Here is a 6,368-nt window from a genome sequence, read left to right on the forward strand (position 1 = left end):
GAACTCCTGATTACAGTGTATTGAAAACATGCTCTGTCGGCCGTTATTTGCCTATACAAAAACTCGAAAATATCTTGCCTAGCAAATCATCCGAGGTGAATTCGCCGGTAATTTCACAAAGGGATTGATGAGCAAGCCGTAAGTCTTCCGCCAGTAATTCTCCGGCTCGAGCCGTATTTAACTGATGCTGGCCATTGAGTAACAATTCCTTTGCCTGATCCAGAGCGGCAAGATGACGGCGCCTGGCTAAAAATTGTCCTTCCGAGGATTGAAACCCGACAGCGTCTTTGATCTGTTTTTTCAACAAATCTATCCCTTCACCGGATTTTGCAGACAGATAAACAGCCTGATCATCCTGATCTGGCGACATGCCGAGCGCGTCAATTTTATTAAATACCTTGATGACAGGTACCCCTGGCGGCAATTTATCCACAATAGCCTGACTGAGTTGGGTCGCGTCATGTTGTTGATGAAGATCAATGACCATTAACACACAATCCGCTCTGCTGACTTCCTGCCAGGCTCGTTTAATGCCTTCCATTTCTACCTTGTCTTCACTGGCACGCAATCCGGCCGTATCCACGATATGTACCGGTAAATCATCGAGTAAAATATATTCACGCATCACATCACGTGTTGTTCCCGCGATGTCGGTCACAATAGCCACTTCCCGTTTGGCAAGCGCGTTAATCAAGGTTGATTTTCCGGCATTCGGCCGACCGGCAATAACAATATGCAACCCTTCCCTCATCATGGCGCCTTGAGTAGCCTGGCTACGAACAGCATGTAAATCAGCAAGGATTTCCGTAAGCATCCTGGCGATTTTACCGTCGGCAAGAAAATCGATTTCCTCTTCCGGAAAATCGATGGCGGCCTCCACATACATCCGCAAATAAACAAGTTTTTCGTTAAGCTCGTTAATTTTTCGGGAAAAATCACCTTGCAGGGATCGAACAGCCAGTCGAGCGGCCGTCATGGAACTGGCATGAATTAAATCAGCGATGGCTTCTGCCTGAGTCAAATCCATTTTGTCATTCAGAAACGCTCGTTCAGAAAACTCACCGGGTCTTGCCAATCGCGCTCCGAAATCAACCGCCAGACTAACCAGCCTGTCCAAAACAATGGGAGATCCATGGACCTGCAACTCCACCACATCTTCACCGGTAAAGGAATGGGGCGCTTTAAAATACAAGAGAAGACCTTGATCTATTGTTTCTCCCTCCTCAGTGAAGAACAACGTATAGGCAGCTTCCCTGGGTCTTAACTGTGTTTTTTTGGTGAGTTTAAGGGCAATAGCGCAAGATTCGGAGCCTGAAAGACGCACAATTCCTACTCCGCCTCGACCTGGCGGAGTAGCGATAGCAACGATGGTTTCTTCGGACATGGTTTATTTGGCAGCAGCCAGTTTTTTGCGAACAGGCTTGTCTTCGCCGTATTTACGGGTGACATACCACTGCTGCAAAATGGATAGGGTATTATTCACAATCCAGTACAACACCAATCCGGACGGGAAATTCCAGAACAAGACGGTAAACAGGACCGGAAGAAACATCATGATTTTGGCTTGCATGGGATCAGGCGGCGCAGGATTCAAGCGCTGCTGAACCAACATGGTAATTCCCATGATGATGGGTAACACATGATAGGGATCAGAAGCCGCCAGATCATTGATCCAGAAAATAAATGGCGCCTGTCGCAGCTCGACACTTTCCAGAAGTACCCAGTAAAGCGCGATAAATACCGGGATCTGAACCAGGATAGGTAAACAGCCTCCCAGCGGATTTACTTTTTCCTGGCGATACAACTCCATGGTCGCCTTGCTCATGGCCGCTTTATCGTCGCCATAACGTTCGCGCAGGGCTTGTAGTTTGGGTTGTAATTTACGCATACCGGCCATGGAGCGGTAACTGCTCGCTGACAGGCGATAGAATGCCAGTTTGATAAGTACCGTAACCAGCACAATAGACCATCCCCAGTTACCAACAACGCTGTTTATCGCTTTCATCAGCGAGAACAACAGCGAGGATAAAAACCATAACCAGCCGTAATCCACGGTTAAATCCAGCCCGGGAGCGATGTCTTTCAAAACACTGGTTATCTCAGGACCGACATACAGACGGCTGCCAATTTCCCGGCTTTTCCCCGGCTCAACGGTTATCGGCGAGCTAACCACCCCAATCGTATAATTATTATTCGCAGCGCGGCTGTAAATAACATTGGTTTCATCCGATTGAGGCACCCAGGCGCTTAAAAAATAATGTTGCTGCATGGCAACCCAGCCACCTTTGGCATTGACATTCAGGTTAGCCTTGGCCATATCCTTAAACGTGACTTTCTGGTATTTATGCTGGCCGGGACTTGAGTAAGACGCACCGACATAGGTCCCTATGTGAAAGAGACTGGATTTATCTTCATCAGGCGAACCACGCAGCAATTGGGTATTCATATATCCTTGCCATGGTTCTTCACCGGTATTAAGAATCTCATACCGGACATTAATCAGGTAACTGCCCTTCGTAAATTCAAATATTTTCTTGACCTCAAGACCGGAACTGCTTTGACCACTCAAAACAACCGTCAGGGTTTTCCGGTCATTTTCCATCTGATAGCTTTGCTGGCTACTGGAAAAATTCAAATCCAGATTCCTGGCCCTGTTGTCCGTACTGACAACCAAACTGCTGTTAGCAACATAGCGCTGCTGGCTGTCGTCGTTTAACAAAACAAAGGGTTTGTCCTTTTCTTCCACGCTGACCGGATAATCCCGTAGCGAAGCATGAACCAGATCACCTTGCTGCATGTTAATACGCACGTTCAACACATCGGTTTTGACCGTTATAAAATCGTTTGTCCGGGTTTTCGTTGCTGAGGCAATATCTTTGGAAGCCGGTGTTTTGTCCTGACCGGAACCGGGTCTCACATCAGGAAGCAGGTTGCTCTCTTTGGGATCCGGAGAAACCGTCTGATCACTGACAGGCATGGGAGTCGGCGGATAGTCTTTTTGCCAGTTCATCCAAAGTGAATAAACAACCAGCGCCAGAGCTGCGTATAAAATTACTCGTCGTATTTCCATTAATGTTTCTCTTCGTTAGGTAATACCGGATCATAACCACCATCAGACCAGGGATGACAGCGCAAAAGGCGGCAACAGGCTAATCTGAAACCTTTGAGTACACCGTAATGTTTGATAGCAATTAAAGCGTACTGTGAACAACTTGGGTAAAACCGACAACAAGGTCTCATAACCGGACGAACAAACAGTTGATAAATAATAATCGGCAGGGTAATTATCCGGCGTATAATGCGATTAATTTGTCCCATGTTAAACCTAGTCTGGATGTGATTTTTCGGTTACCCGCTTCAGCCACGCCGTATCGAGCTAAAACAATAATATCTACGGCCGGCAGTTTACCGGTGCGAAAACTCTCACGTATGAGGCGTTTCAACCGGTTTCGTTCACAAGCTTTGGGAATCATCTTTTTTGACAAGGCCATTCCCAACCGGGCATACCCCAGGTTATTAGCTTTGTGTAAAACAACAAGCTCCGGGGTTACTGTTTTGCCAGGTTGATTAAAAACAGCGTCGAACTCTTTTTTATTCAAGAGCCGACGATTCTTGCCAAAACGATACACTTAGGCGGATAAACGCTTACGTCCTTTCGCACGGCGACGCTTTAAAACCAGACGGCCACCCCGGGTTGACATACGTTGACGAAAACCATGATCGCGTTTACGTTTTAAATTACTGGGTTGAAATGTGCGTTTCATGAGGAACCTGTTAAAAAATTAAATTTTGAGGCTGGCAATGATAGAAAACTTTACATAGTCTGTCAAACCATTGCTTCGTTTTTAAGAGAGCCGCTATCATCCATGATTGCGGAACCGGACCGGGCAACGGCTATTTCCTTACCCAGTTCCACGCCAAATTGATCGAACGGGTTAATTCGCCAAAGTAAAGCCGTCAGAATGGTGCGATACTCATAAATGGCCAGCAAGGTACCCAAAGCTGCCGGGGTTAATTGTTCAAGCATAATCAGATTGTGGGGGATATTGCCGGGAATGCCGCGGTGGTTACAGGATTGTCTGTCCATATTTCCTTTAAGTAAAGCCTCGGATTGGGCAATCAATTGATTATTCAGCAGGTTTTGTTGATGTTGCTGCTCGTCATCCAACGCTTTTTTTACCCCTATAAAATCGACATGAACCAGTTGTGTTCCCTGCATCAGCAATTGGTGGAAAGCATGCTGACTGTTACACCCGATACCTCCCCAGATAATAGGCCCCGTACTGTAATTTATTTTATTGCCGTCAATATCCGTTGATTTGCCATTACTTTCCATAACCAGCTGTTGAATATAGGGGATAAAATAATGGAAACGTTCGGAATAAGGAATAATGGCACGAGTGTCGGCACCGAGAAAATTTATAGTCCAGCAATCCAGCAACGCCAGACAAAGAGGCAGGTTTTTGTCCGGATCGGCATGAAGCATATGCTCATCCACCAGAGACGCGCCATATAAAAACTGCTGAAACGTATCGAATCCGGTGCCTAAGGCAATAGGTAATCCAATAGCTGACCAAACGGAATAACGCCCACCTACCCATTCCCATATCGGCAGAATGTTTTGTTCTGCAATACCGAAGTTGCGTGCCGCTTCATGATTTGCGGTAACGGCAATGCACTGTTGTTTGCCTCGTTCTTTGCTTCCAAGCCACTTCATGGCCTGTTCCGCATTCAGCAACGTTTCATAAGTCTTGAAGGATTTCGATGAAATAATAAATAACGTATGCTCAGGATCAAGTCTGGACAAGGTAACGTTCGTATCCCAGGCATCCAGATTGGAAATAAAATCGACTGTTATGGCTTGATTGCGGTAGGGGGCTAACGCCGCCAATACCATGCGAGGACCAAGATCAGATCCGCCTATGCCAATATTAACAATATGTTTTACCGATATGTCGTTAAAACGACCGTTTTGCAGGGACAAAGTCATTTGTTCCATACGGGACAGGGTTTTATAAACATCCTCGGCAATCGTTTTGCCGTGTGGTTCGGCAGAAAACATGGCAGGACTTCTCAAAGCGGGATGTAAAACGGCACGATCTTCCGTAAAGTTCAGTTTCTCTCCGCAAAACAAGCTTTTTACAGTTTGCTGAATCTGGCTTTGTTCCGCTAATTGATAAAGCAAACGCATGGTTTCCGGAGTAAAGTAATTTTTAGACATATCAACGGTAACAGCACCGATAGCGTGTCTGTAATGTTTCTTTCTCTGTGTATGAGACTGTAAGAGCTGCTCAATGCGAACACCATTTAGCGTTCGGGTATGGTTCTCCAAAGCTCGCCACTCTGCTGTTGATGTCAAGTAGCTCATGAAAACTCCTATCTGTCTGCAATTCCCTGTTTTCGCGCACGTATCTTATCCAAAAATTGGTAGCAGTAGCCCGTTATGAAGGCGAAGACGTAATGCGGGAAAACGTTCCCCCGGATGCTCACCTGCTTTCCTCATACCGTATTGGATCATGAAACCTGGATGTATATTGCCATATTTCCCCCGGGAATTCCTGTTTGTCAGAAATTTGTTTTTTCTTTATTTTTTGTGGGAACGTTATTATAAAAAAGTATTATTTAAATATACCTTGTTTTTTTTATTAGTCGTCGCATTTGTGTTTGTAAGTTTTATTTCGTTTAATAAATCAAAGTGTTATATCGATTTTTAACTTGTTGATAACTGCTGTTTTTTTTAGGGTATATCTTCTTGATAAAGTGTGTTTGACAAAATGGTTGTTATTTATCTTCCTGTTATCCACGTGTAAATTATACGGTTATCCCCGTCTTGTTCCCCAGGTCGTGACGTCATGAGATTTTTGGGCTGCAACGGTGAGCGACTGGTTCATTTTTTTCAGGATGGGTTACCCAATTGGCAACCTACACGTTTTTATTTTTTGACAGATACTGTGAATAACTCTGTTTTTTTGTAATTTGGTGCGTATAATTGCGTTTATGCTGCGGGTTTTGTTTTCCTGGATTTATCTGAAGTGAACCAGTAACAAATATCGCCTGCGATAGATGTAACTACCAGTACTCCCATGCAACAAGCGCAAAACACCAGGTTTAGATATCCGGGTGCAAAACGTTGAAAGTCGGGGTATATATAACTAAAACGGAATTAAAATATCAGCGGGTTTATGTTTGATCATTTGGTGTTTTGGATATCCTGTTTGTTCTGAATCTGCTCCAGGTCCATTAAAGTTGTTCTTTAGCTGGTTTTAACTTGCTCGATTCAAGTGATGGTGGCACTATAATGGTGGCACATATAAATATATTGCTTTTTCTCGATGTCAGCCTTTGTATTGTAGGATAGGGGAGTTTTT

General features: G+C 44.8%; 6 protein-coding genes. All 6 read right to left on the bottom strand.

The features are described 5' to 3' along the window. Positions 1–43: 43 nt before the first annotated feature. A complete protein-coding gene (gene mnmE, locus CKW05_RS15225) occupies positions 44–1,384 on the bottom strand; it encodes a tRNA uridine-5-carboxymethylaminomethyl(34) synthesis GTPase MnmE (RefSeq protein WP_058482221.1) in 1,341 nt (446 codons plus the stop codon). 3 nt (positions 1,385–1,387) lie between these two features. Beyond that, a complete protein-coding gene (yidC, locus tag CKW05_RS15230) occupies positions 1,388–3,070 on the bottom strand; it encodes a membrane protein insertase YidC (protein WP_058482222.1) in 1,683 nt (560 codons plus the stop codon). Beyond that, complete coding sequence (yidD, locus tag CKW05_RS15235; protein ID WP_082642701.1) at positions 3,070–3,318, bottom strand: membrane protein insertion efficiency factor YidD; 249 nt, start codon at positions 3,316–3,318, stop codon at positions 3,070–3,072. The genes yidC and yidD overlap by 1 nt, the downstream gene beginning before the upstream one ends. Beyond that, positions 3,285–3,599 carry a ribonuclease P protein component gene (rnpA, locus tag CKW05_RS15240; RefSeq protein ID WP_231950636.1) on the bottom strand — a complete coding sequence of 105 codons (315 nt, stop codon included), beginning with the start codon at positions 3,597–3,599 and terminating at the stop codon, positions 3,285–3,287. The genes yidD and rnpA overlap by 34 nt, the downstream gene beginning before the upstream one ends. Before the next feature lie 30 nt (positions 3,600–3,629). Further along, positions 3,630–3,764: a 50S ribosomal protein L34 gene (gene rpmH / locus CKW05_RS15245; RefSeq protein WP_028372496.1), complete on the bottom strand. Its 135-nt coding sequence runs from the start codon at positions 3,762–3,764 to the stop codon at positions 3,630–3,632. A gap of 62 nt (positions 3,765–3,826) precedes the next feature. Further along, on the bottom strand, positions 3,827–5,368 hold the full coding sequence (gene pgi / locus CKW05_RS15250) for a glucose-6-phosphate isomerase (RefSeq protein WP_082642702.1): 1,542 nt from the start codon (positions 5,366–5,368) through the stop codon (positions 3,827–3,829). Positions 5,369–6,368 lie beyond the last annotated feature (1,000 nt).

Source organism: Legionella spiritensis (genome assembly GCF_900186965.1).
GTDB classification, from domain to species: Bacteria; Pseudomonadota; Gammaproteobacteria; order Legionellales; family Legionellaceae; genus Legionella_C; species Legionella_C spiritensis.